This is a genomic window from Streptomyces hygroscopicus (assembly GCF_026168105.1).
Lineage (GTDB): Bacteria > Actinomycetota > Actinomycetes > Streptomycetales > Streptomycetaceae > Streptomyces > Streptomyces hygroscopicus_D.
Genome location: NZ_LBMW01000061.1, coordinates 14785 through 39276 on the forward strand (window position 1 = coordinate 14785; position 24492 = coordinate 39276).

General features: G+C 66.5%; 24 protein-coding genes and 1 tRNA gene. 18 read left to right on the plus strand and 7 right to left on the minus strand.

Going from position 1 to position 24492, the window contains the following annotated elements:
- Window positions 1-1122: 1122 nt before the first annotated feature.
- Both AAW14_RS34920 and AAW14_RS34925 read right to left on the minus strand, forming a co-directional pair.
- Window positions 1123-2547, minus strand: coding sequence for a hypothetical protein (locus AAW14_RS34920; protein WP_265568467.1), 1425 nt, complete (start codon window positions 2545-2547; stop codon window positions 1123-1125).
- Between the two features lie 10 nt (window positions 2548-2557).
- Entirely contained in the window at window positions 2558-3382 is an 825-nt protein-coding gene (locus tag AAW14_RS34925) for a serine/threonine-protein kinase (RefSeq protein WP_265568468.1), read from the minus strand.
- Between the two features lie 538 nt (window positions 3383-3920).
- Here AAW14_RS34925 and AAW14_RS34930 point away from each other — a divergent pair.
- Window positions 3921-4709, plus strand: coding sequence for an NUDIX domain-containing protein (locus tag AAW14_RS34930; protein WP_265568469.1), 789 nt, complete (start codon window positions 3921-3923; stop codon window positions 4707-4709).
- Here AAW14_RS34930 and AAW14_RS34935 read toward each other — a convergent pair.
- Window positions 4693-5700, minus strand: a complete 1008-nt coding sequence (locus AAW14_RS34935) for an XRE family transcriptional regulator (RefSeq protein WP_265568490.1) — start codon at window positions 5698-5700, stop codon at window positions 4693-4695. The two genes, AAW14_RS34930 and AAW14_RS34935, sit on opposite strands and share 17 nt — an antisense overlap.
- A 742-nt stretch (window positions 5701-6442) precedes the next feature.
- Between AAW14_RS34935 and AAW14_RS34940 the strand changes: the two genes are divergently transcribed.
- From AAW14_RS34940 to AAW14_RS35000, 13 genes are all read left to right on the plus strand, one after another.
- Window positions 6443-6616 (plus strand): hypothetical protein, encoded by a 174-nt coding sequence (locus AAW14_RS34940; RefSeq protein WP_265568470.1) that lies wholly within the window; start codon window positions 6443-6445, stop codon window positions 6614-6616.
- Between the two features lie 104 nt (window positions 6617-6720).
- Complete coding sequence (locus AAW14_RS34945; RefSeq protein WP_265568471.1) at window positions 6721-7038, plus strand: hypothetical protein; 318 nt, start codon at window positions 6721-6723, stop codon at window positions 7036-7038.
- On the plus strand, window positions 7035-7916 hold the full coding sequence (locus AAW14_RS34950; protein WP_265568472.1) for a DUF2637 domain-containing protein: 882 nt from the start codon (window positions 7035-7037) through the stop codon (window positions 7914-7916). The genes AAW14_RS34945 and AAW14_RS34950 overlap by 4 nt, the downstream gene beginning before the upstream one ends.
- Window positions 7916-8296 (plus strand): RRQRL motif-containing zinc-binding protein, encoded by a 381-nt coding sequence (locus tag AAW14_RS34955; protein WP_265568473.1) that lies wholly within the window; start codon window positions 7916-7918, stop codon window positions 8294-8296. The genes AAW14_RS34950 and AAW14_RS34955 overlap by 1 nt, the downstream gene beginning before the upstream one ends.
- A gap of 83 nt (window positions 8297-8379) precedes the next feature.
- Window positions 8380-10605: a cell division protein FtsK gene (locus tag AAW14_RS34960; RefSeq protein ID WP_265568474.1), complete on the plus strand. Its 2226-nt coding sequence runs from the start codon at window positions 8380-8382 to the stop codon at window positions 10603-10605.
- A 142-nt stretch (window positions 10606-10747) separates the two neighbouring features.
- On the plus strand, window positions 10748-10999 hold the full coding sequence (locus AAW14_RS34965; protein WP_265568475.1) for a hypothetical protein: 252 nt from the start codon (window positions 10748-10750) through the stop codon (window positions 10997-10999).
- Window positions 11000-11019: 20 nt separating this feature from the next.
- Entirely contained in the window at window positions 11020-11214 is a 195-nt protein-coding gene (locus tag AAW14_RS34970) for a hypothetical protein (RefSeq protein ID WP_265568476.1), read from the plus strand.
- Between the two features lie 19 nt (window positions 11215-11233).
- Entirely contained in the window at window positions 11234-11686 is a 453-nt protein-coding gene (locus AAW14_RS34975) for a hypothetical protein (RefSeq protein ID WP_265568477.1), read from the plus strand.
- 15 nt (window positions 11687-11701) lie between these two features.
- Window positions 11702-11980 carry a hypothetical protein gene (locus tag AAW14_RS34980; protein WP_265568478.1) on the plus strand — a complete coding sequence of 93 codons (279 nt, stop codon included), beginning with the start codon at window positions 11702-11704 and terminating at the stop codon, window positions 11978-11980.
- Window positions 11981-12064: 84 nt separating this feature from the next.
- Window positions 12065-12976 (plus strand): bifunctional DNA primase/polymerase, encoded by a 912-nt coding sequence (locus AAW14_RS34985; RefSeq protein WP_265568479.1) that lies wholly within the window; start codon window positions 12065-12067, stop codon window positions 12974-12976.
- A gap of 184 nt (window positions 12977-13160) precedes the next feature.
- Window positions 13161-14705 (plus strand): YfjI family protein, encoded by a 1545-nt coding sequence (locus AAW14_RS34990; protein WP_265568480.1) that lies wholly within the window; start codon window positions 13161-13163, stop codon window positions 14703-14705.
- A gap of 298 nt (window positions 14706-15003) precedes the next feature.
- A complete protein-coding gene (locus AAW14_RS34995) occupies window positions 15004-15213 on the plus strand; it encodes a helix-turn-helix transcriptional regulator (RefSeq protein WP_265568481.1) in 210 nt (69 codons plus the stop codon).
- Entirely contained in the window at window positions 15210-16574 is a 1365-nt protein-coding gene (locus tag AAW14_RS35000; protein ID WP_265568482.1) for a tyrosine-type recombinase/integrase, read from the plus strand. The genes AAW14_RS34995 and AAW14_RS35000 overlap by 4 nt, the downstream gene beginning before the upstream one ends.
- Window positions 16575-16726: 152 nt before the next feature.
- Here the strand turns inward: AAW14_RS35000 and AAW14_RS35005 are convergent.
- Window positions 16727-16808: transfer RNA gene (locus AAW14_RS35005), tRNA-Tyr, on the minus strand.
- 223 nt (window positions 16809-17031) lie between these two features.
- Between AAW14_RS35005 and AAW14_RS35010 the strand changes: the two genes are divergently transcribed.
- A complete protein-coding gene (locus AAW14_RS35010; protein ID WP_265568483.1) occupies window positions 17032-17520 on the plus strand; it encodes a YajQ family cyclic di-GMP-binding protein in 489 nt (162 codons plus the stop codon).
- 78 nt (window positions 17521-17598) lie between these two features.
- Here AAW14_RS35010 and AAW14_RS35015 read toward each other — a convergent pair whose 3' ends face one another.
- Window positions 17599-17865 (minus strand): GlsB/YeaQ/YmgE family stress response membrane protein, encoded by a 267-nt coding sequence (locus AAW14_RS35015; protein WP_265568484.1) that lies wholly within the window; start codon window positions 17863-17865, stop codon window positions 17599-17601.
- A 188-nt stretch (window positions 17866-18053) separates the two neighbouring features.
- Between AAW14_RS35015 and AAW14_RS35020 the strand changes: the two genes are divergently transcribed.
- Window positions 18054-19316, plus strand: coding sequence for an APC family permease (locus AAW14_RS35020; protein ID WP_265568485.1), 1263 nt, complete (start codon window positions 18054-18056; stop codon window positions 19314-19316).
- A 64-nt stretch (window positions 19317-19380) separates the two neighbouring features.
- Here AAW14_RS35020 and AAW14_RS35025 read toward each other — a convergent pair whose 3' ends face one another.
- Both AAW14_RS35025 and AAW14_RS35030 read right to left on the minus strand, forming a co-directional pair.
- A complete protein-coding gene (locus AAW14_RS35025) occupies window positions 19381-19947 on the minus strand; it encodes an SMI1/KNR4 family protein (protein WP_265568486.1) in 567 nt (188 codons plus the stop codon).
- A gap of 170 nt (window positions 19948-20117) precedes the next feature.
- Window positions 20118-20555, minus strand: a complete 438-nt coding sequence (locus AAW14_RS35030; protein WP_322741153.1) for a YccF domain-containing protein — start codon at window positions 20553-20555, stop codon at window positions 20118-20120.
- On the opposite strand from AAW14_RS35030, the gene AAW14_RS35035 reads away from it, so the two are divergent.
- Together AAW14_RS35035 and fxsT are read left to right on the plus strand one after the other, a co-directional pair.
- Window positions 20527-20928, plus strand: coding sequence for a YccF domain-containing protein (locus AAW14_RS35035; RefSeq protein ID WP_265568487.1), 402 nt, complete (start codon window positions 20527-20529; stop codon window positions 20926-20928). The genes AAW14_RS35030 and AAW14_RS35035 overlap by 29 nt on opposite strands.
- Before the next feature lie 1159 nt (window positions 20929-22087).
- The coding region (gene fxsT / locus AAW14_RS35040; RefSeq protein ID WP_265568488.1) for an FxSxx-COOH system tetratricopeptide repeat protein at window positions 22088-24492 on the plus strand (2405 nt) is incomplete at its 3' end.

The following is a 24492-nucleotide window of genomic DNA, read 5'->3' on the forward strand; positions in this document are numbered from 1 at the left end:
GAAAGAAAGACGTGACTCATACGGTCTTTCGCATAACACTTGGACCAGAGGCAGGAAGGAGTTGGAGAATCACGGATTTCTCATAGTGAAACGCACCCCTCAAGGCAGCGACTACGACTATCGCCGACTCAGGAATTCCTACTGGGTAGATGAGGGGCGATTTATAGACCACCCAGGTTGGCCCATACCGCCCGGCTCCCCTCTATCTAAAACCAGCTAAACCTCTAGGCGGCACCTGAAGGGCCTTAAGTGGGGCTCAGGAAACAAAAGCAGACCTAGCGAGTTTCGAGGACCACGCAGCAAAAATGTCACCCCACCTATAGCGCAAACCGACCGACAACTGTACACTGATACCCGTTAGTCTCAATCGGAGGAGCGGCGTGCGGACGAAGCGATACGAAAGAGAAGCCGACATGCTCGCGCCTATCAAAAAGCAGGCCTCCCACTTCCTACCGGGACGGGAAATCGAAACGCTTTTTGAGGTGCAGACTGCAGCCGGAATTCCCGACATCGTCTGCGTCGATTTTAACAAGCCTGCCCTAAGTCGAAGAGTTGCCAGCTCTCAATCCTTCATTGTGGACTTTGCTGATATCTGCGTACTTCTCGCTCTCACCTCCACTACGACCGAAACGGTAAGCTCCGCAACACTCGCTAATCGAGTGCCGCTTAGCGCGAAGTACATGTCATCGGTTATTTTGCCGAGGCTCAGGGAGTATGGTCACGTCGAGAAAGAATCACGAGGACGTTGGCGGTCCGTGTCACAGTATGAGACTCTTGCCGATTATGTAGGCACGATTGAAGTCAAAATCAGCGATTGGCGTAGCGGATACAGTCAAACGTTGCGGCATCGAGCATCGGCAGACGAGTCGTGGCTAGTAGTTGATTCCACTCACTCGGCACCCGCTACAGCCCACCATGAATGGTTCACACGAGCAGGAATTGGCTTGGCCACGTTGGACTCCCATGACGGTATTCAGACCGCCGTCTCACCCACCCGGCTCAAGCACAGAACTAGGCTCAATGCGTATCGCGAGCTGCTTGCCGAAAGAGCCGCTCACCTCTATTCCAATGGTGAAGTGAGCGGCACAATTGGACTTGTTTTCGGTGTGGATTTGACTACGACTACAGGGCCTGATCCCAGACGGCCAAATGTCGGGGGGCATCACCGGACCCGAGAGGCGGCAGTCCATTCAGCCACCGCCTAGCAGCGGACACAATCCGTCGAACTGCCGCATGGCGTCCACCCCGAGTCGAGTCTTCCTGTACACGTGCCGTTAAGGCACCCATAGAGAAGATATGGTGCAGCGCAGCAAGTGGGTGCGACCAGGGTTGGGTTTCGAGTAGACTAGGACAATAGGAACAGTCGCAGTCAAGGTAGCCTGGCACCGTGCGCAACACGTCGTGGGAACTGCTATCGATCGTGTGCAGCATCTGCTTCTCAAAGTACCGTTGAGCCTGCTGCTGCCCTGGGCGTCCGCGCCTAAAGGCGTACTCAGCGAAGCACTGGTCACTTCCGCTGACACCAATCCCGTAACCAGTGGCACCGTGCGCCAGAGCGAACCAGCCGGTCAGGCCGGTCTGTGGAAGCAGCAGCGACCTTCCCTCATCTTGGCAGAGATTTGCAAGTCTCCTAATGCCCATGAGGAGATCAGCGTCTTCGGTTGGTGTAAATGCCTTCGTCTGTGCCCACTGGATCCTGACGTAAAGCACGTCGAACTGGTCTTGCTCGAGGATTTCGTCCAAGAGCCGGTTACGCAGAGGACCAACAGCAAGCCAGCGGGCTGGAATCGTCAGATTCAGAGCCACACGCTCGCCTCGCTCGGTCAAGGCAAGGGCCTGGTCCGCTTCCTGGAAGGTGGAGTCCAGGGAGTTCTGCGGATCATCCGGGTTGAGTGCCCGTCCGGAAGTCAGGAGCAGGTTCGCTCCGACGGCCCGCTGCGCGTCCAGAACTCCACGCAGCCAATCGGTCTCCTCAGCGGAGGAGAGGTAGGGCGCGTACTCCAAGGCTCGCTTCCCGATTGGGTTGGGCGGCAGTCGAAGTACCTTTTCGTCAAGACGGTAGCACTGGGGGTCGGCGATACGAAGTGCCGCCACCGACGCTTGGTCGAAGAATGAGGCGATCTTGCCCGGCTTGGCAGAAGGTAGGCCGGCTACAGTTCCCACAGTTAGGGACCGGCCCTTCTTGTGATGCAAGTCGCCCATCACCATCGGCAACAGGTCCGCGTACCTGCCACCGCGGTGCACAAGGTAGACCGGGCGGTCGCCCATCAAGGCGTCATCACGACTGGAGATTGCAGGCGCCGTCGTTTTGCCGATTGGCGACGATCCCGCTGGCAGTGCGGATACTACGCTTCCTGCGTCGGTTCCCCCTACGGCTAGGTACCCGTGGCCGTCGTCAAGCGGAACATATGCTTCTTCGGCAGCCAGCCAAGCATTCGCTGCCTCGTCTTGCAATTGCTCCTCATCAATTTCCCGAGCAATGCTGTCTTCGTCCCCAAGCCAGTCCAAAACATCCTCGGGCATCGGTTCCGGCTCTTCGTGCGCCATTTCCCTCCCCCTACTGCGTGGCGAGTCGCGCCAAGTTACTGGCGCTACTACCCCTTTCGTGTTCGACGACCGCCGTAAGCCTATCTAGCACCTGCCGAACCTCGTCTGGGCAATTTTGCGGCAAGTCCTCGGGCCCAGACACAAGCTTGGCGAACGCCTCGTCGAGAGTGTACTTCTCGTTCGGCAAGTAAAAAGGATGTCGACCGGAAATCATTTGGCGGACGGATACACCCACGGCCCACAAGTCAGCAGCTTTACGCGCGCGTCGTCCTTCGAGTTGCTCCGGAGCCATGTAAGGCATGGTGCCGATGTGCCCTGGATACACCGTAATGGTGCTCGCATCCATCTGCTTCGCAAGGCCAAGATCTAGCAGCACTGGACGGTCCCACTGTCCATTACGCAAAGCGATGTTGGCAGGTTTGATATCCCGATGAATCGTCGCTGCCTTATGAAGAGCCTGCACTCCTAGCAACAGGCCGCGTAGGAAGCCAAGCACGGAGTCCATCGGGACAAACTCATGATTGTTAAGGCGCCGCTCAGCGTCGCCGCCTGGGATGTACTCAAAGCGCAATACTGGCCTCTGTCGGCCCCCAAGTGTCAGTTCGCCCACTCCGCGGAAATCCACGACGTACGGAGAATTGACGCGCGACAGCCCTTCAATCTCTCGCTCTAGCCGCGTCCTCGGATAGTCATCAACGCAGATGACTTTTACTGCTTCGCTGCCTGCTTTCCATGTATCACCGAATGCGCCAGAACCAAGGAAAGTTACAGAAACGCCTAGGCGGTCAGCGACCTCTTCGGCGCTGAAACGCGGAGCGGCAACGGGCTGACTCAATGACGTCTCGCTTCACGGCTTGTCGGCTTGACTGCTTCCTATGCGTAGCACGACACCAAGGTGCCCTACAATCATCCAGCTTCACCGGCTCCCCGCAAGAGGGCTGGAAAAGAATGCTGGCTGATACACGAAATTAGGAAGTTACGAAACGGCGAATATGTACGCAAAACTGGCGTAGTTGCCACGGGTCACGTGGCCCAGCTCCATGTCCGGTCGACGGAACCGGTACCCGGCGAGCGATGGCGCGTCATCGGGTTCGGCGCTCAGGTCGACCGCCGCCCCACTCTATGAGCGGTTTGGAGACGTCATCACGACTGATGGCATCCAAGCAGGGGAAGCGTTCCCGTGGTGCCCTCAGAATCACTTCCGGAACACCGCTCTGACCTGCGGTTTTATTGACACCTACCCCAGGGAGGCCAGCACATCGTCCACGTCTCTTCCTGATCATGGAAAATCCGTCCGCGAATCGACCGGAGGAAGCGTGACCCCTGGCCGCTACGCTGGTACGCACCACGGCAGAACGGAGAGTGCTCCGCGGATGGGACCGAAGACGACCAAGGTCTACGAGACGCTTCACGCACGGCTCGCTGCCGGCGAGTACGCCGCCGGCGACAAGTTCCCCTCAGAGCGCACGCTGGTCGAAGAACTGGGCATCGGCCGGACGGCGCTTCGGCAAGTGCTCGCCCGTCTCGTCGCTGAGGGCTCGCTGGAGGTACGCGGTCGGAGTTCGTACCGGGTGCCGGGCGCGGTTAGCGTCGAGCGGCCGGAAGGGCTAGAGCCGTGGCGCATCCATGGCGAGCGGGACCTGTATGACAACCGGTGGGTCAAGCTCCAGCTCTGGGACGTGGAGCCCCCAGGCATGGAGCCGTTCGAGCACCACGTAGTGAGGCTCCACCGCGTGGCCGTGACCGCCGTCCTGAACGATCAGGACCGCGTGCTCATGATGTGGCGGTACCGCTTCGTACCGCAGCAATTCGGCTGGGAGCTCCCGGGTGGCATCGTCGACGACGGGGAGGACCCGGCAGAGACAGCGATGCGCGAAGTCGTCGAGGAAACCGGATGGCGGCCGAAGTCGCTGGAGCACGTGGTGACCTATCAGCCCATGGTGGGCATGGTCGACTCGCCTCACGAGATCTTCGTTGGCCACGGCGCCGAAAAGGTAGGTTCGCCCTCGGACCTGGAAGAAGCAGGTCACATCGAGTGGGTTCCCCTAGCCGACATTCCAGTGCTGATGGCGCGCGGTGAGCTGATGGGGTCCGGCACCCTCGTTGCCCTGCTGCACATCCTGGCGAACCGGCGCACACAGGGAGTCACAGTCGCGCGCTGAGAAGGTCGATGCGGCGACGCTGCCGCACCGAACCGGTACGGCTCGCCAGTAGCCGGGCCTGCCGCAGCTGGGTGTTCGCGTCGTCGTACTCGGCCCGCGTCAGGTGCGCGTGGGCCAGATCCGCATGGATGCCAGCCCGTGCGCGGACAAAGGTTGGGTCCGCAACTTCCAGGGCGCGGTACAGGCTGGTCACCGCGTCATCGTCGCCGAGCAGGCTGAGGACGTTGCCGCGCCACCGGGCCAGATGAGCGCCGTTCAGGAAGATGCTCAACATGTCCGGGTCTCGGTCCTCAGCTCCCGAAGGAATCTTGCCCATGGCCGCATCGAGTGCCCGTTTGGACTCGTCCGGCATGTTGGCGTGCGCACACAGCTCTGCCTCAGCGGCATAGAGCCACGCCCAAAGCCGCGGCGATCCGTCCTGCCCGAGGACCCGTTGCGCGTCGCGAATCAGCTCAAGCCCGAGCGCCGGGCGACCAGCCTCGCACAACACATACGCCTGCTCTCCCATGGCGTGCGCGAGGTACATCGGTGCCTCAGCGTCGCGCGCCGCCCGCTTCGCGAGTTCGTAGTGGCGCCATGCCCGCTCGACCGCTCCCGCATCGATGGCCTGCCATGCGGCCAGTGTCGACGCGCCGGCGAGCGCAAGCGCCACCGGGCGACGTGCGCCCGGCAGCACGGCGAAGTTCAACGCGTCTTCCAGGGCGGAGAGATGGCCCGTCATCTGGTCGATGAGGTGGGCTGCACCCCTCTGGCGATCCATGGTGCGGAGTAGCTCCGTCTGGTCGTTGAACGCCTTCACCATGGACTCGCTGACGCTGCTGGCCGAATCGATCCGGCTCAGCAAGTCGTCGTATCCGTCGGCTATCGGAAGCGCTGCGACGGCCGGCGCGCCCCGCAACTCCGCATCCGTGACGCCGAGGAGTTGCCGCAGGATCGTCGCGTAGTGGTCCGAGATCTTGCGCTTGCCGTTCTCCCACTCGGACACGTACACCCGCAAACTCGCCGTCGAGGCAACCTCGGTGACGTGCTGGCGGGCGTACCGCTCGACCTCGCGAACCAGTCGCTCCTGAGACCAGCCCCGCGCCGTCCGCGCGCTTCGAAGTCCTGTGCTCACAGACCACCGTCCGGCGATCGATCCCCTCAACTGACCTTCCCAGCATGCCGCACATTGCCGCAGGTCAACAGGGGTTAACAGGACGGGAGTTAAGTCCTGTTGGCTACCGACTCCCCCACCTGGAGCGGTCTTCTGGACATGCACCGAGGCGGGCAACCGCTACTCGAATCGGCGAAGCCTCTTGACCTGGTGCGCACCAGATGGTTCTCTACTGGTGCGCACCAGATAGCGGAGTCGCCTCCAATTCGCGGTGCGCAAAGGGCCCCGAGAGGGGTCATGAGGCCCCGCTTCGGCGGGGGCGAGGGACCCGGGGCCCTTGGCACTCCCGGAGGGCTTAGACCGAAAGGTCACGTCTCCATACGCCTCAAGCGGGAGCCCGTGTTCCCGAAGGAGACAACGCATCACCTCACCTCGCCGCCGCGCTCTGGTACGGCGGCCGGTTGCCTCCTCCGCTCGTCTCGTACGAGCGGGGCTGAGGGGAGCCGAGCACAGATCGACCAGCGCTCCACCACCCGCCGCGTTCGCGGCCCGGGTTCTCTCCGGGGTGGTCGCCAGACCGCGACCGCCCCGGCGCTTCGTACGCACCAACGTCCCGATCCCGATACGAGAGGACGCCTCCATGCGTCGGATCACGAACCCCAAGCACCCGAACGCTCACGAGGTCGGAACGGACGTCCAGTACAAGGGCGAGACGCACCGGATCACGGACGTTGGCGGTAGCTACTTCACGCTCGTCCGTCACCGCGACGGATACGTCAAGAACGTCAAGATCCACGAGGTCAACGGCCGCTAGCGCCACCACCCGCCGCGCTCGCGGCGTGGGTTCTCTCCGGGGCGGTCGTCTCTCGCCAAGGACCGCGACCTCCCCGGCATCCCTTCGATGTCAGGAGTTCTGTCATGCGTAGCTACATCGGCAATCACCAGGTTGTGAACCAGGCCGAGTTCGAAGAGTTGGCGTTCGGCTTCGACGAGCGGCCGGCTGGTCTGGACGTCGATCTCTTCCGCGGCCCGCTCCGGCCCGAGACGGTCGACGAGCGGCGCGCCCGTGAGGACGCGGCTCGCGACATCCTCGCGGATCTCCGCGCGATGGGCGAGGACGGCGACGAGATCGCCGCCTGGGACGCCCTGTACGCCGACGCGCTCACCCACACCGTGCCGTTCCTGCACACCGCCGACCGTGACGGCCGCTCCGGCGGGACGGGGGAAGCGGCATGAACCGCACGGGAAAGATCCTCCTAGTGGCCGCGCTGGTCGGCGTGGTCGGCATGGCGTTCCGGGTCTCGTGGAACGCGCTGCGGGACATCGCCAACGCGGTCGGCGCGGACCACACGGCCGCCACCCTCTACCCGATCGTGGTCGACGGCCTGATGGCGCTGGCGCTGGTCGCCACCCTCGTACTGGTCGACCGCGACCGGACGTTCGCGCTTCGGGTGCTGGGCACCTACACGGGCGCGTCGCTGGTCCTCAACTACGTTCACGGCCTGGTCCCGGAGTTGCACGGCCGCACGGTCGACTGGGGACGGTTGGCCGACTGGGACCCCGCCAACTGGGCATTGGTCCTGCTGGCAACGTCGCTTCCGGTCGGGTCGATCTACTTCGGCTCGGACCTGGTTGCCAAGGTGCTGCACCACCGACCCGTCCCGAGCGCAGACCAGGACGAATCTCCGCGGGTCACCGTAAATCGGTTGGGGTCTGACCTGCACGAGTCGACCCCCGAGGCCCCGACCGTTGAGGCTGAACCGTCGGCCGCCACGCCTGAACTCCCGGCTGTCGACTCGACCGGCCCGGCACCGGCCATTGCGTCGGTGGAGTCGACCCCGACGCGGGCCGTCGCCGCGGTCGTCCACGCGCCGCGGCGGTCGACCGGTCGGGTCCCAGCGTCGGCCCGGACGCCCCGACCCAACCGAACGGCAGACCAACTCCTCGCTGAGGCACGGGAGTTGACGGCCGACTGGTCGGATGACGCGCTGACAGCAGAGGCGATCCGCAAGGCGGTCCGCACGTCCTCCGCCAAGGGCCGCACCCTGCGCGACGCGCTCAAGGCCGAGCGTGCCGAGCACGAGACCGACGGGCCTGAAGAAGCCGCGGCCTGATGTCCGGGGCGTTCGGCAAGTGCTACGACCCGAACGGCGCCCGCTACGGCCTCCCGACCTACCCGTGGCGGTACGCCCCCGACGGGCTCGCGACCCGCCGTCAGCTCCGTGCCCGGGGCTTACGGCCCGGTGGCCAGCCGATCGCGGCACAGGTGCTGCGTCCGCGCTACCGGCGCGGCCCGCTGGTCGCCTACCTCTACCGCATCGACCGAGCCAAGCCGGTACGGCCCATGACGCCGGCCAAGCGCGCTGCGCTCGCCAAGGCGATGTGCGCGCGCCGCACCTGCCCGGCCTGCCGCGTGGACACCGGATACGTCATCCCCACCTCGCTCGGCATGTGCGTGACCTGCGCCTATCCCGAGGAACAGCGCGCTGCCTGAACCACCCGAACCCGGGTCCGGCCGCCCACCTTCCACAGCAAGCCGGCCGGACCCTTCGACTCCCGCGAAGGAGCGGAACCATCGTGACCGAGAACCCCACCTTCCCGCCCCCGGACGCACCGGAGGGCACCGACGAGCAGACGGCCGCCGTGCTGCCGTTCCCGCTCACCAAGACCGCTACCCCGGCCGCACCCCTCGCCGAGGGGGAGGCCAAGCCGGGCGAGTGGGAGGCCGAACTCCCCGACACCGACGACCCCGAGGCCGACAGCCTGAGCGAGGGAGCCCCGGTCGACCCGCCGCGCGAGGCATATCCGCCGTCGGTCAGTGAGTGGATGGAGGCCAAGGACAAGGCCCGCATGCCGGTGCTGCCGGACTGGGTCAAGCTCCCTGACCAGCGCAAGGCCGTCCGCAAGTGGGCGCTCCGCCACTACTCCACGGTGCTCGGCTACCACGCCGTTCGCCTGCCGTGCATCTACACGCCCAAGGTGCTTGTCTACTCGCCGCGCGGCGCGTGGCGCTGGTCGGCCGCGATCGGCCGATGGGTGTTCGACGCCGAAGGCAAGGGCCTGCGCCTCGCGGCCGTGGCCAACGAGGACGCAGCCGAGTACCTCAAGCTCTCGCGGCAGCGCAACGACCGCGTCAGGCTGCGGGGCATCGTCGCCACGATCGCCGCCTTCGTCGGCCTCGCCGCCGCGATCACCCTCTACGTCATGGCCCCCTCGTGGCTGCTCCTGCTGGCCGTGGCCACGCTGACCACCACGCTTGGCGCGGTGGGAGCTCCGGCGGACCGGCCGCTGATCGACATGGCCAAGGTGACCTTCCGCAAGCGGCGGCTGTCCTCGGACATCGTCATCCGCGCCCACGAAGCATCCGGGCTGACCACCAAGGACCAGACGATCGCCTTCCCGCGGCCGATCGGCCGGGACGGTGACGGATGGCGCGTGGTCGTGGACCTGCCGTACGGCAAGACGTTCGAGGACGCGCTGAAGGCGCACGGACGGCTTGCTTCCGGCATGGACATCGCCCCCACTCAGCTCTTCCTGGACAAGGACGAGACGAGCGGCCGGCGGGTGTCGTATTGGATCGCCGACCGTGACCCGCTCGCCGTCCCGTCCGGCAAGACGCCGCTGCTGGGGGCGACGCGGGTGGACTTCTGGAAGCCGTTCCCGTGGGGCGTGGACGAGCGCGGCAACCCGGTCATGGCCACCATGCTGTGGTTGTCGCTGCTGGTCGGCGCCGTCCCGCGGCAGGGCAAGACGTTCTCCGCCCGCACCATCGCGCTCGCCGCCGCGCTGGACCCGTACGTGCGGCTGTACATCTTCGACGGCAAGGCCTCGCCGGACTGGCGCAAGTTCACCAAGGTCGCCCACCGCATCGGCTTCGGCATCGTGCCCAAGAACGGGTTCGACCCCGTGGCGCACCTGCTGACCTCGCTGCGAGAGCTGCGGGCAGACGTCGAGGACCGCTACCACCGGCTGTCCGAACTTCCGCTGCACGTCTGCCCCGAGGGCAAGCTCACCCCGGAGATCAGCCGGGACAAGAAGCTGAACATGCCCCTGACCCTGTTCGTCATCGACGAGGTGCAGGAGTACTTGCAGCACCCCGAGCACGGCAAGGAAATCCTGTCTCTCCTGGTCTACCTCGCCCGGGTCGCCCCGGCCGTCGGCGTATCCGTGATGACGTCGACACAGAAGCCGGACGACAAGGCATGCCCCTCGGAGCTGCGGGACCAGCACCAGGCCCGTTTCTCCCTGCGGGTCGGCTCCTGGCAGGTCTCCGACGTCGTCTTGGGCGCCGGCTCCTACTCCGAAGGCTTGGACGCGTCCAAGCTGCTCAAGTCCCACAAGGGCGTGGGCATCCTCAAGGGCATGTCGGACGACTCCGGCATCGTCCGCACCTACCTCGCCGACGGCCGCGACGCCGAACGCATCCTCATCCGCGCCGCCGCGCTGCGCGAGGCCGAGGGCACGCTGACCGGCGACGCGGCCGGCCAGGCCCCGGCCCCGGAGACGTCCGCGACGATCCTGGACGACGTGGCGGCCGTGCTCGGCAAGGGCGAGGCCAAGGTGTGGTCCGAGACCCTCGTCGACCGCCTCGCCGACCTGCGCCCCGACACCTACGGCCCGTGGGCGGAGCTTCAGCCCAAGCCGAAGGCCGAAGCGCTCACCGCAGCGCTCAAGCCGTTCGGGGTGGCCACCGACCAAATCGGGCGCCGCATAGACGGCAAGACGGTCAACAAGCGCGGCATCAAGCGCGAGGACCTCGCCGCCGCGATTACGCAGCGCAACGAAAAGCGCGACGCCGGATAGCCCCGAAGGGTCGCTAACGCTAGCGGTAGCCGTCGCTAGCGTTAGCGACCCTGCTAGCGACCAATACTGCCCCTGACCAGCCCACTAGCGGCTAGCTGCCCACCTGCGGAAACCCTCGAAAACCCCCTCCGAGAGGCCTCTGATGAGCCTTCCCGTCCTCGCTATCGCCTGCCTACTCATGGTCACTCTCGGTTACGGCGTCAAGTGCTGGCTGAGCCCGTTCGGCGACTGCCGCAAGTGCACTGGCATGGGCCACGCGCTCAAAGCCGACCGCAAGGGACGCCTCAAGCGCGGCCGTGACTGCCGTCGCTGCGACGCCACCGGCAAGCGCATACGCGTCGGCCGCTGGATCTACAACCGCGCCGCGCGTACCTACCGCGCAGGCACCCGCTGACCACCTCTCGGGAGGCACCCATGGTCCTCACCATCCCGCTCGTTCTGCTGCTCGCCGCCGTCCTCGCCCTGCTGCTCCGCTTCCGCGCGGTCGGCGCCGGCGCGGCCGTCGCCGCCGCGCTCTTCGGCTTCTACCTCGCCAACACCGGCGCCGCCGCCACCGTCAACCAACTCGTCACCGCCATAACCGGCGCCCTCACCCACATCGGCCACTGACCCGAAAGGAGACCAGGTCGTGAACGAACCCACCGCGTACCACCGCACGGCGGCCGTGGAAGTCCACCACCCCGCGCCCATCACACCCGCGCACACTGTGCCGCTCGTGCCCGTACAGCCCGGCAACGTCCCGGCCGTGGCGAGCGTGGTCCTGCCGGACGGCCGCGTCGTCACCGGCTACGCCATGGAACCCGCCAAGCCCGAACCCGTCGCAACCAAGCCGACCGTCTCGCGTACGGCCGTAAACATCGCCCTCGGGGGCATCGGCTTCGGCGCCGTGTGCGGCGGCCTGGTCCTGCTGACCACGTTCATCGCCGCCCTCGCCGCGCTCATCCACCAGCTCATCATCCTCGCCGCCGTCATCTTCGGCGGCTGGGTCGCAGTGCAGGTCTTCAGCGCGAGCGGCAGCAAGGGCGGGACCACGGTCAACATCCGCAGGGCCGTCTTCAAACGCAACCACTTCCACAGCTGACAGGAGACCCCCGCCGTGACCACCACAACGAAGCCCGCCGTGACGCTGTATACCCGGACCGAGGGCCGCACCTACCGGCCCGAGTACCTCAGCACGGACACCGCCCGTCGCCTCATCCGCCGGGCCCGCACCAACCAGACCGGTGTAGAGGCAGTGCACGTCTACGAGTGCACCGACCGCGACGGCACCGCCCTGCACATCGCCTACGTCCGCTACGCCCCGGACCACTGGTCCAACGTCACGGACGTGATCGACGTCTACGAGATCCCCACCGACGCCCTGACCGACCTCTAGACGTGGCTGGGGCGGTCGCCTCTCGCCAAAGACCGCGACCGCCCCGGTTCTCCGTCCCTTCGACAGAACAGGAGGACCTCCAGCATGACCCAACCCGCCCCCGTCCGGCGAGGCCACCCCCGGCCGCGTCCGCCGCTGCTGTGCGCTGCGCTGCAACTGGCTGAAGCCGGTGTGCCGGTGCTGCCGCTACGGGAGGGCAAGGTGCCGTTCGGGAACTGCCCCGCGTGCGCGAAGAACGCGTGCGGCGGCCGGCCGAACATGAAGAGCGCGGGCACCTGCCAATGCCCCTACGTGTGCCACGCATGGGCCGCTGCCACCACCGACACCCGCGTCATCACCTCCCCCGCATGGGCCCCGACGTGGCGGCAGGCCGTATCCCTCGCCTACCACCCCGGAGGAGCCGGACTGACCGTCGTGGACCTCGACAACGCGGCGGCCGTCGCATGGGCGCGCGAGACCCTGCCCGCCACCCGGACCGTGCCGACGACGCGCGGCGAACACTGGATCTACCGAGGGGTCATGCGGTCGTCCAACGCGGTTCGGCCCGGTGTCGACGTCAAGTCGTCCATGCAATATGCCCGGTGGCTCGGCCCGGGCGACGGCCACATGGCGGATCTGCCGTCTGCCGTCCGCGCCCTGGTCGCGAGGGAAGAGACCACCCCCGCCCGGGGGAGGGTGGTCTCTTCTGTCCCCGAGCGCGCCACCTGGGACCGGACCGTTGCCACCGGATGCAGGCACACCGAGCACTACGTGCGCACCGGCTTGGAACGGGGCTTAGCCATGGTCCGCAGCCACACCGAATCCGGCGCGGGATCACAGGCGTTCGGCGTGGCCCGGTTCCTCGCCGTACAGCACGCCAAGTGCCCCGGACCCTGCGGACTAGACGTCATCGCAGGGGAGATCGTGGCCGCCGCCGTCTTGGTCGGCGTTCCCGAGCCCTACGCCCGCCGCGCCGTGGCCAATGGCCTTGAGACGCGCTCGGAGCGCGCGGCATGAACAAACCACCGTGCATCCACGCAAACGGCCCGCAGGACGCCGTACAGACCCCGCCACGGGCGTTCCTAGGTGCCCGAAAGGACGTCGCCCGTAAGGGCGTCCGATCTGCTCTTGATCCGGAAGCTCACGACGAACACCGCGCCATCTGCCCGTTGTTGGGCGCCTCGGAAGGGAGGACGGCCTCATGACCACACAGTCTGTGGACAGTCCCGACCTGTGGGCCGGACTGCCCGCACTCGACGAGCCCCCCGCCCCGATGTGGGAGGACCCCGTTCCCCTTGCCGGACCTCGCAAGCTTGCCCTCTTCCCCACGGGCGCGCTGCCGGGCTGGCTGCGGGAGTTCGTGGCCGCGGTCGCCGAGGAGACACAGACCCCCGTCGACCTCGCCGGATGCATCGCCCTGTCCGTGCTCGCCACGGCGGCCGGCGGACGGTCGGTGGTGCAGGTGCGCGGGAACTGGCGCGAACCGACCAACCTTTACGTTGTCGTCTCGCTGCCACCGGCCAACCGGAAGTCCGCAGTGTTCGGACTGCTCACCGACCCGCTGTATGAGGCAGAACAGCAACTGCGCACGCTGACCCAACCGGCCATCGTGGAAGCCGAGATGACCGCACGTCTCGCCAAGGAGGCAGCCGACAAGGCCACCGCCAAGGCGGCATCCGCGAGCGCGGATGAGCGGGATGAACTGGTCTCCACTGCGATCGCGCTGGCGCAGACCGCGGAGAGCGTCACCGTGCCGGCCAAACCGCAGTTGCTCGCCGACGACACCACCGCCGAGACGGTCACCTCGCGGATGGCCGAGCAGGGCGGCCGGATCTCCGTCATGTCCGCCGAGGGCGACATCTTCGACATCATCGCCGGACGCTACTCCGGCAAGCCCAACATGGGCGTCTTCCTCAAAGGCCACGCCGGCGACCGCCTCAAAGTCGACCGTCAGACCCGCGAGGAATACATCGAACACCCCGCCCTCACCATGGGGTTGTGCGTGCAGCCGCAGGTCTTGGACGACATCGGACGCCAAGACGGGTTCAAAGGCCGCGGCCTGCTCGGACGGTTTCTCTACTCGGTTCCTGAGTCCCTGGTCGGCCGCCGCAAGATTGAACCCGACCCCATCCCCAAGCAGGTCATGGAGACCTACCGGCGCCACGTCCTCGACCTGACACTGTTCCTCGCAGAGTGGACCGACCCCGCCGTCATCCAGCTCGCCCCCGAGGCCGTCGCCGCCCTCACCGCCTTTCAGGCGCGGGTGGAACCGATGCTGGAAGCCCGCGGCGGCATCATGGGGCAGATCGGCGACTGGGGCGGCAAGTTGGTCGGCGCCACCGCCCGCATGGCCGCCCTGCTGCACCTCGCCGAACACCTGGCCAAAGGGCACACGGTGCCCGTGGCGGAAGCGACCATGCGTGCCGCGATCGCACTGGCCGAGTACTTCATCAGCCACAGCCTCGCCGCGTTTGACTCCATGGGCGCCGACCGCATCACCGAACGCGCCCGCACCGTGCTTGAAGCGCTGCGCAACCACGGGTGGCGCGAGGTCAGCAAGCGCGACCTGATGGTCAAGCTCTCCCGCTCCGAGTTCCGCACCGCCAACGACCTTGATCCGGTGCTGGCACTGCTGGAAGACCACGGATACGTGCGCGCCCAAGCCGTCCAGCGCACCGGAGGACGCGGCCGGCCGCCCTCCCCCCGCTACCTGGTGCACCCCCGCCTGACCGACCAGACCGCCTGACCCCCCGCCACAGAAACCACAGAATCACAGAAATACCCCCGGCAAGCTCCTGACCAGCACCGACAGCCGCGTCAGGGGCTCGCGGAGCGCAGCCACAGAAACGAACCGAGAAGCCACAGAAATAACCCGACACTGGCCCCACCGGTCCAGCCGCCTATTTCTGTGGAAGATCCGGCGATTTCTGTGGCAGCCCGCACCGCGCGGCATCACCGCAGGTCAACCCTCCAATCCCGGGTTTCTGTGTATTTCGTGGTTTCTGTGGCGCCCCGCTCTCTTGCTGTCCCGAGGAGATCTCGACATGGCCACCCATTCCCGTCGGCGTCGCACCCCCAAAGACGAGTTGGTGCCGCTGAGCGACGCCCTAGAGGAGATCGGCATCAGCCGCGCCACCTGGTACCGATGGCGAAACCGCGGCTACACGCCGGAGGCGAAGCGCACGCCGACCGGCCGTATCTGTGTGCGCCGAAGCGTCCTGGACACCTTCAAAGAGGAACTGGAAGTCGCGTGACTGAGTGGAGCTACACCGTACGAATCTGGGCCATCCGGAAACGCGACTACCGGAAGCCCTACCAACTCCGGTGGAAGGTAGGCACGCGGCCCCACTCGGAGTCCTTCCTAACGCTGGGCCTGGCGGAGAGCCGCCGGGCCCAACTCATTACGGCCGCGCGCGAGGGTGAGCCGTTCGACGTGGACAGCGGACTGCCGAAATCCCTGGTTACCAAGGAACAGGACATCTCGTGGTACGAGCACGCCCGGCGATACATCGCGATGAAGTGGGATCACTCCCCCGCCGGCACGCGCCGGACCCTGGCCGAGGCCATGGCGACGGTGATGCCCGTACTCGTGAAGGACACCAAGGGCATGGCTGACCCGCGGGTCGTACGCACCGCCCTCTACAGCTGGGCCTTCAACAAGAACCGTTGGGAGGAAGAGCCTCCCGCCGACGTGGCCAAGATTCTCGCCTGGTTCGAGCGGAAGTCGGTCCCCACCTCCGCACTGGTAGACCGCATGCGGGTTCGGGCCGCCCTCGATGCGCTGACCAAGAAACTGGACGGCAAGACCGCGGCGGCAGGAACCATCCGCAGGAAACGAGCGATCTTCCACAACTCTCTCGCGTACGCGGTGGACGCCGGGCTGCTGCGGGACAACCCCCTTCCACACGTCCAGTGGAAGGCCCCCGAACAGGTGGAAGAGGAGGTGGACCCGGCGTGCGTGCCGGACCCCGGGCAGGCTGCGAAGCTGTTGACAGCCGTGCGGGACCAGAGCCCCCGCGGTCGTCGTCTGGTCGCGTTCTTCGGCTGCATGTACTACGCAGCGGCGCGGCCGGCGGAAGTCATCGGCCTACGGCTCCAGGACTGCGACCTGCCGCGCCGCGGGTGGGGAATGCTGCGCTTCCGGGAGACCCGGCCACGGTCGGGCACGGCGTGGACGGACAGCGGCGAGGCTCACGACCGACGGGGACTGAAGCACCGCCCCCGGAAGGCGGTCCGTCCAGTCCCCATCCCGCCGGAACTGGTCGCCCTTCTCCGGTGGCACGTCACCGCATACGGCACTGCCCCTGACGGCCGACTGTTCCGGACGGCACGCGGTGGACTGATCCAGGACACGGGTTACGGCGAGGTCTGGGCCGAAGCGCGTACGCGCGCCCTGACCCCCGCGCAGCAGGCATCATTACTGGCGAAGCGTCCTTATGATCTTCGTCACGCGGCCGTCTCGACCTGGCTCAGCTCCGGTGTGGAGCCTCAGCTTGTGGCCAAGCGCGCCGGCCACAGCGTCGCCGTCCTGTTCCGGGTCTACGCGAAGTTCCTCAGCGACGGAGACGAGGCCGCGAACGCCAAGATCTCCGCACGTCTGGGGCAGCACGGCTGAGCGCCGTGGACGCCGTCCACGGCCCGTCCACACAGTCCGAGAGACAGCGTTCGAAGGCGAGACAGCGTGAGACAGTGCACTGATCGCGTGGACGCATGACAAAGGGCCCTTGACCTGCTTTCTTCGCAGGTCAAGGGCCCTTTGTTTCCGTGTGGCGGCGCCAGGATTCGAACCTGGGTAGGCATAGCCGACAGATTTACAGTCTGCTCCCTTTGGCCGCTCGGGCACACCGCCGGGGATTGCTGCCGTGGAGCCGCCTCCCGGCGGTGCTCCCTGGCAACGACGTAAACGATACCTGATGCGCAGGGGTGCTCCGCCACCCGATAGATCGGCGTCGGGAGGGGCCGAGGTGGCTAGGCTTATCCGGATGCGGCCCGGATCGACACCGGGCCAGGCGGCCGCGCTCCCGCACGCCGAAACGCACCCCGATCCATCCCGATACAAGGAGCCACAGGACATGGCCGACTCCAGTTTCGACATCGTCTCGAAGGTCGAGCGGCAGGAGGTCGACAACGCCCTCAACCAGGCCGCCAAGGAGATCTCGCAGCGCTACGACTTCAAAAACGTCGGTGCCTCGATCGCCTGGTCCGGCGACAAGATCCTGATGCAGGCCAACTCCGAGGACCGGGCGAAGGCCATCCTCGACGTCTTCCAGTCGAAGCTGGTCAAGCGCGGGGTCTCCCTGAAGGCGCTGGACGCCGGTGAGCCGCAGCTCTCCGGCAAGGAGTACAAGATCTTCGCGTCGATCGAGGAGGGCATCTCCCAGGAGAACGCGAAGAAGGTGGCGAAGATCATCCGCGACGAGGGCCCGAAGGGCGTCAAGGCACAGGTGCAGGGCGACGAGCTGCGCGTCAGCTCAAAGAGCCGCGACGACCTCCAGGCCGTGATCGCCCTGTTGAAGGGGCAGGACTTCGACTTCGCGCTGCAGTTCGTCAACTACCGGTAGGCGTACGAGGAAGGGTGGGCACCCCGGAGTTCGGGGGCCCACCCCTCTCCGCTGCTGGCTGCGGCTTCAGGCATGGGTTCAGCGGCGTGAGTCGCCGAACAGGATGCGGTAGATGATCAGCAGCACGAGCGAGCCGCCGATTGCGGCCGCCCATGTGGGGCCGTCGTAGAAGTGCTTGGTGATCGGGTGGTGCAGCCAGCGGGCGGATACCCAGCCGCCGATGAAGGCACCCGCGATCCCGATGAGGGTCGTACCGATGAAGCCACCGGGGTCCTTGCCCGGCAGCAGGAACTTGGCGATGGCGCCTGCCAACAGTCCCAGAATGATCCAGCTGACGATACCCATGCCCTGAACCTGCCTCTCCGCGCTGTGCCTGTGCTGTGCTTTTGCTCCACCCAGGCCGAGTTCATGCCTTGGCGCTGCCTGACGGGTTCGACGCCGCAGATCGCTCGTTCTCGTGTGCACAGCCGCCGTTGTCGGGCAGGACGCCCGGGCGGCGGCCTTCGGTTGCAGGCATCAGTAGGGTGCCGCGCATGACACAGTCCGGAGCGCAGCGCCCCGATGGCACGGGATTGCGCCGGAGCCTCAACGTCGGCGACGCCGTCGTCATCGGGCTCGGGGCGATGATCGGGGCCGGGATCTTCGCAGCCCTGGCCCCCGCGGCGCGCGCGGCCGGCTCCGCGCTGCTGCCGGGGCTCGCGGTGGCCGCCGTGGTCGCCTACTGCAACGCGACGTCCTCGGCACGGCTGGCCGCCCTGTATCCCGCCTCCGGCGGCACATATGTGTACGGGCGCGAGCGGCTCGGAGTGTTCTGGGGGTATCTGGCGGGCTGGTCGTTCGTCGTCGGCAAGACCGCTTCCTGTGCGGCCATGGCTCTCACCGTGGGCGCATACGTCTGGCCGGGGCAAGCGCATGCGGCGGCGGTCGCGGCCGTGGTCGCCCTGACCGCCGTGAACTACGGCGGTATGCAGAAATCGGCCCTGCTGACGCGGGTGATCGTGTCGGTCGTCCTGGCTGTCCTCGCTTCCGTGGTCGCCGTCTGTCTCGGGTCCGGGGCCGCCGACGCCTCACGGCTGGACCCCGGCAGCTCCGGTGGTGCCGGCGGGGTGCTGCAGGCGGCGGGGCTGCTCTTCTTCGCGTTCGCCGGGTACGCCCGGATTGCCACCCGCGGCGAGGAGGTACGGGACCCGGAGCGCACCATCCCCCGCGCGATCCCGCTGGCGCTGGGCATCTCTCTGGTGGTGTACGCGGCAGTGGCCGTGGCTGTCCTTTCCGTGCTGGGTGCGCAAGCGCTGGGGCGTGCGGCGGCGCCGCTGGCCGACGCGGCACGGGCGGCCGGCGCGCCCGGTCTCGTGCCGGTGGTGCGGGTGGGCGCGGCCGTGGCCGCGCTGGGCTCGTTGCTGGCGCTCATCCTGGGGGCCTCGCGGACGACGCTGGCCATGGCCCGGGACCGGCATCTTCCGGGCGTCCTGGCCGCGGTGCACCCGCGCTTCCACGTGCCGCACCGGGCCGAGCTGGCCGTGGGCGCCGTGGTGGCCGCGCTCGCCGCGACAGTGGATGTGCGGGGCGCGATCGGTTTCTCCTCCTTCGGGGTGCTTGCTTACTACGCGATCGCCAACGCATCGGCCTGGACACTGAATTCGATGCCGGTGTCGCGCGTCGTGCCGGCGGTCGGACTTCTCGGGTGCGTCACGCTGGCGTTCTCACTGCCGGTGGTGTCGGTGGGGGTGGGCGCCGGGGTGCTGGGGCTGGGAGTGGTGGCGTACGGCGTGCGGCGGGGGGTCGTAGCGCGGTAGCCCCGGCCGTACGGGCAGCGCCCCGGAGACCACGAGCGTGGCGGCCCTGCGCTCGTGCGGCGGCCTACGACGTCCGCGCAGCGCCGGTGCGTATCCGGAAGTCCGGCCACGGTGGCAGGTCCGCTCCGTCGTTGGACTCCTCGTACCAGCCGGTGCCGTCGAGCCAGGCCTCGAGCCACTCCGCGAGGCCGGGGGCGTCCACGTACCAGGCGTGGTCGGCCTCGTCGGCGTTCGGCTCGTAGAGCAGGACCGTCGCCTGTGGGGTGCGGCAGTCCACGCACGCGTACATTCCGCAGCCCCAGTGGGATATCGGCAGGACACCCTCCGGCCAGGGCCACTCGGGGTCCCTGCGGCCGCTCTCGCGGTTGGCGAGGTACTGGGGGACTGCGGCCGGCTCGCTGGACGGAGCGCTGTCGAGCAGGGGCAACAGGCCGTACTCCGGGCCGAATCCGCCGTCTCCTATCCGCAGGTACAGCGCGGCGAGCAGCGGCGGCAGGGGGAAGCCCAGGGCCGCCTCGGCGTGGGCGATCGCAGCCTCCTCCACGGGCGCGGGGAGCGAGGGCCAGCCCCATGGGCGGGTGTTGCGGGCCTGTTCCGCCACCCTCTCCAGCAACTGCTCGTTCTCGGTCATGGGTTCATGATGCAGGGCGCCACTGACAATCGGGCGGCCTGTGGAAAACCCACGCCGCCCCTCGTGCGAGACGGACATCGGACGCGCCGTTCCACGAGGAGGACCGGCGCTTCCCCGAAGGACGGCGGCCGTACGGGGGCGGACAGACCGGCCCCCGAACGGCCCGCTCGTCAGCGCGTTGCGAACGGCTCGTCCGTCGGCACGATTTCCCGCCCCAGCGGGACCAACGAGACCGGGATGAGCTTGAAGTTTGCGATGCCGAAGGGAATGCCGATGATCGTGAGGCACAGGGCGATGTCCGTGACGATGTGCGCCAGCGCCAGCCACCAGCCCGCCAGGATCAGCCACAGGACATTGCCGATGCAGGATCCCGCGCCCGCGTCGCGGCGCTCGACCGTCGTATAGCCGAAGGGCCACAGCGCGTAGAGGCCGATACGAAAGGCAGCGATGCCGAACGGGATCGTCTCGGAACGTTCCGGATCGCGCCACAAGGCCGTTGCGCTTCCGCATGAACGCGTGACCAGCTGATACTTGTCTTGGGAGACCGTGTCGGCGGAGCTACCTGGAGGGGTACCGATCATGAAGTTGGTCAACTTGCTGCTGAACATCCTTTGGCTGGTGCTCTGCGGCATCTGGATGGCGCTCGGCTACCTGATCGCTGCGCTGATCTGCTTCGTCTTGATCGTCACCATTCCGTTCGGCATTGCGTCGCTGCGCATCGCCGGGTTCGTCCTGTGGCCGTTCGGCCGGACCACTGTGGAACGGCCGGACGCCGGGGCAGGGTCGTTCATCGGCAACGTGATCTGGGTGATCTTCGCGGGATGGTGGCTGGCCTTGGGACACCTGATCACGAGCATCCCGCTCTTCTTGTCGATCATTGGCATCCCCTTCGGCTGGGCGAATCTCAAGCTCATCCCGATCTCGCTCATGCCGCTTGGGCGTGAGGTGGTACAGGCGGATCAGGGATTTGCCGGGCGCTGATCCGCCAACGTCCATACCGCTGGAGGCATGATCAGTCCCGGCATCCGCTCTGTCTGCTGTGCCCGCACAAACAGAGGTGAGCGCCATCTGACGGGTTCGACTGAGGCATCTGTCCGCAGATGGATACTTGGGTACAAGTAGGCCCGACCGGCAAGAAGTTGCTGCCGCTGACCGTCAAGAACGCAGGTCAGGCGCCCGTTTCGAGCGATCACGCGCACTGACGTGAGTGAGGCGTTGCGGAGCATCGTAGAGGCCCTGGGGGACGGCAGCGAGGAAGAGGCGGCTGCCGTCCTGAGGACGCTCGGTGCGCAGAGTGGTGGGCAGCGCGCGACCGTGCGGGAGACGCCGAGAACGCCCCTGCCGCCCCCTGGAGGCTCGGCGACGGTCCGTTCCGAGGTGGAGTGGGTCTGAGGGGCTGACAGCCTGGGAGACACCCCTACTCGGCGCCTGTCGCCTGAGCGGCCGCCCGCGATTCGCCAAGGCCGCTTCCCCGCTACGTGGAACCGCGACCGCATGACGTGGATCACGCCTTCGTACCTCTCACGGACGGCAGTCGGCTGTAGCAACGACGGCTTGATCCACGTCAAGCCTCGCTCACAGACCTCTTTGCTGTCTCAGCCCAGCCAACTCCGTGACTTCTGGGCGATCACATGGCGGGAGACGTGTTTGTTGCACATCGGTCGCTAAAACCGGGCTTGCCGGGAGGGGTGTTTCGGAATGATGCCTGCATGACGTTGTGGCAGACATTGCGTTGGGTGGGGGCTACTGTCGCTCTGATCGCTCTGATCGTGTTCTTCTCCTTGCTGGGGCTGGACCGGGCGAATCAGTTGAGTGGCGTGTTGAGCCTGTTCTTCACTGTGGCAGGGTTCGTGCTGGCGGTGGTGAGTCATCGGCAGCAGCAGCCTGCGAACGGCGGGTCTCCTGTCGCGCGTAGCGGTTCGATCGCGTCGCGTGGCAGCGTGCGTGGCTCGAAGGCTACCGACACCGGTACGGGCGCAGCCCCGTCTGGTTGGGCCACGCCGCCGGGAGGGACGGGGCCGTCGGCTGACAGTGGGTCGATCGCAGCAGACGGTGACGTTCGAGACTCCGAGGCCAGGCGAGGTTCGCAGTGAGCGGCCGCAAGTCCGGCCGCACACAGCATGGTGAGGGAACTTCGGGCTTGACGGCCGACAAGGGCTCGATCGTTGCAGGCCGCGATGTCAAGAACGCCACATCCATCCACACACACAACACGGTATTGCCCGCAGAATCACTGAAGACCGCGCCCAGGGTGAAGGCGCCGGCTGGGCTGACCAATGTGCCCCTGCCGCATGGGTTCGTAGGGCGTGATCGCCAGATGAAGGCATTGGACGCGGCGTTCGCCGCGTCGGGGGAAGTGGTCGTGCAGGCTCTTCACGGCTTGGGCGGCGTGGGCAAGTCCACGTTGGCCGCGTATTGGGCTGCGACACGGTCACGAAGTTCCCCCCGCTGGTGGATAACTGCCGAGTCAGCTGTCGCGGTGGATTCGGGCCTCGCGGATTTCGCAGTCGCTCTTCATCCCGCCCTCAAAAGCATGGAGTTGGGTACCGACGAGTTGCGTGAGTGGGCGTTGCTGTGGCTTGCCACTCACCGGAATTGGCTGATAGTACTGGACAACGTCAATGACCAGCAGCATGTCCGCCCGATCATTGAGCGTGCCGGTCGTGGTGGAAACTTCCTCATCACAAGTCGACGTGCCACCGGCTGGCACGAGTTGTCCTCCACGGTAGTCCTCGACGCGCTGGAAGAGGCCGAAGCAATCGAGTTGTTCACCCGCATCCTGAATCACCAGAAGGAGCGGAACACTGACGGCGCAGCGGAGGTCTGCGAGGAAGTAGGTTTTCTGCCCCTGGCGGTCGAACAAGCAGCCTCCTACTGCGCCGAGACGGGGGTTTCCCCGCGGGCCTATCTAGATCTGCTCACCAGTAGGCCAGCCGAGATGTTTGCCGCGACCGCGGAAAACGGAGACGCGAACCGCACGATCGCCCGGATCTGGAGCATTACCCTCGATCGTCTCTCAGACACTCCGCTGGCGGGAGAGGCGCTGCGGGTGCTGGCCTGGTATGCCCCTGACGGGATCCCATGCAGCCTCGTCGACGACCTCTCCTACCCTCCCCATCTGCGTTCGAGAATCATACAGCTACGGTCCGAGTGCGCGCATGATGCGAATGCGTTGCACGTGAGGATCCGCAAGGTTTTCCGTTCCTACGTGGAGAACATGGCTGACCCGCAAGGGCTAAACCAGGCTATCGGCAGGCTGGCTGCTTACAGCATGATTAGTCAGCAGGACAACACCATCACCGTGCACCGGCTCGTTCAAGCCCTAGCGCGGACACCCGATCGAAAGGATCCTCACCGCCGCGTTAAAGACATCGCAAGCGCACAACGGGTGGCAGCGAAGGCCTTGGAAAGCCGTCTTCCCGCTGATGCGTACCATCCCAGCACCTGGCCAATCTGGGACACGTTGCTGCCTCATGTAATCGCGCACACCGATCACACGCCGCCGGAATCGGAAACCGCCACCACTGCTCGGCTCCTGGGGGAAACCTCGAGGTTCCTATACCGTCAGGGAGCCATGGCCCGTAGCACCGCGGCTGGAAGCCGTGCGGCTCAAATTCACGAACGCCTGCTGGGAAAGAAACATCGCGTCACACTGGCCAGCCGCGACACCCTTGCGGCCACCTACCAGGCAGCGGGAGACCTCAAGCGCGCCATCCCGTTGCTTGAGGCCGTCCTCGTCGACACGGAACGCCTTCTCGGCACCGATCACCCCCACACCCTGAGGCGCCGCAACAACCTTGCGGGCGCCTACCAGGCCAGCGGGGATCTCAAGCGCGCCATCAGTCTGTATGAGTCCAACCTCGCCGACACAGAACGCATCCTCGGCAGCGACCACCGCCACACCTTGATCCACCGCAACAACCTCGCAGGCGCCTACCAGGCCAGCGGGGATCTCACGCACGCCATCAGCCTGTATGAGTCCAACCTCGCCGACACAGAACGCATCCTCGGCAGCGACCACCGCCACACCTTGATCCACCGCAACAACCTCGCAAGGGCCTACCAGGAGGCGGGGGATCTCACGCACGCCATCAGCCTGTATGAGTCCAACCTCGCCGACACGGAACGCATTCTCGGCACCGACCACCCCGACACCCTGGACAGGCGCGACGCCATAGCGGCCGCCTACCAGGCCGGCGGGGATCTCACGCACGCAACCCCCCTGTTTGAGTCCGTCCTCGTCGACACGGAACGCATCCTCGGCAGCGACCACCCCGACACCCTGACCCACCGCAACAACCTCGCGACCGCGTACCAGGAGGCGGGGGATCTCAAGCGCGCCATCCCGCTACTCGAGTCCAACCTTGTCGACACAGAACGCATCCTCGGCAGCGACCACCCCGACACCCTGATCCACCGCAACAACCTCGCGACCGCGTACCAGGAGGCGGGGGATCTCGAACGCGCCATCCCGCTACTCGAGTCCAACCTTGTCGACACGGAACGCATCCTCGGCAGCGACCACCCCGACACCCTGAGGCGCCG

Excerpts from the sequence above, each read along its gene's own strand:
- AAW14_RS34955 (WP_265568473.1), top strand. The coding sequence starts at position 7,916 with ATGTCCGGGGCGTTCGGCAAGTGCTACGACCCGAACGGCGCCCGCTAC.
- AAW14_RS34970 (WP_265568476.1), top strand. The coding sequence starts at position 11,020 with ATGGTCCTCACCATCCCGCTCGTTCTGCTGCTCGCCGCCGTCCTCGCC.
- AAW14_RS34940 (WP_265568470.1), top strand. The coding sequence starts at position 6,443 with ATGCGTCGGATCACGAACCCCAAGCACCCGAACGCTCACGAGGTCGGA.
- AAW14_RS34930 (WP_265568469.1), top strand. The coding sequence starts at position 3,921 with ATGGGACCGAAGACGACCAAGGTCTACGAGACGCTTCACGCACGGCTC.
- AAW14_RS34990 (WP_265568480.1), top strand. The coding sequence starts at position 13,161 with ATGACCACACAGTCTGTGGACAGTCCCGACCTGTGGGCCGGACTGCCC.
- AAW14_RS34920 (WP_265568467.1), bottom strand. The coding sequence starts at position 2,547 with ATGGCGCACGAAGAGCCGGAACCGATGCCCGAGGATGTTTTGGACTGG.
- AAW14_RS35030 (WP_322741153.1), bottom strand. The coding sequence starts at position 20,555 with ATGTTCAGCAGCAAGTTGACCAACTTCATGATCGGTACCCCTCCAGGT.
- AAW14_RS35010 (WP_265568483.1), top strand. The coding sequence starts at position 17,032 with ATGGCCGACTCCAGTTTCGACATCGTCTCGAAGGTCGAGCGGCAGGAG.
- AAW14_RS34950 (WP_265568472.1), top strand. The coding sequence starts at position 7,035 with ATGAACCGCACGGGAAAGATCCTCCTAGTGGCCGCGCTGGTCGGCGTG.
- AAW14_RS34995 (WP_265568481.1), top strand. The coding sequence starts at position 15,004 with ATGGCCACCCATTCCCGTCGGCGTCGCACCCCCAAAGACGAGTTGGTG.
- AAW14_RS35035 (WP_265568487.1), top strand. The coding sequence starts at position 20,527 with ATGAAGTTGGTCAACTTGCTGCTGAACATCCTTTGGCTGGTGCTCTGC.
- AAW14_RS35015 (WP_265568484.1), bottom strand. The coding sequence starts at position 17,865 with ATGGGTATCGTCAGCTGGATCATTCTGGGACTGTTGGCAGGCGCCATC.
- AAW14_RS34965 (WP_265568475.1), top strand. The coding sequence starts at position 10,748 with ATGAGCCTTCCCGTCCTCGCTATCGCCTGCCTACTCATGGTCACTCTC.
- AAW14_RS34945 (WP_265568471.1), top strand. The coding sequence starts at position 6,721 with ATGCGTAGCTACATCGGCAATCACCAGGTTGTGAACCAGGCCGAGTTC.
- AAW14_RS35025 (WP_265568486.1), bottom strand. The coding sequence starts at position 19,947 with ATGACCGAGAACGAGCAGTTGCTGGAGAGGGTGGCGGAACAGGCCCGC.
- AAW14_RS34985 (WP_265568479.1), top strand. The coding sequence starts at position 12,065 with ATGACCCAACCCGCCCCCGTCCGGCGAGGCCACCCCCGGCCGCGTCCG.
- AAW14_RS35020 (WP_265568485.1), top strand. The coding sequence starts at position 18,054 with ATGACACAGTCCGGAGCGCAGCGCCCCGATGGCACGGGATTGCGCCGG.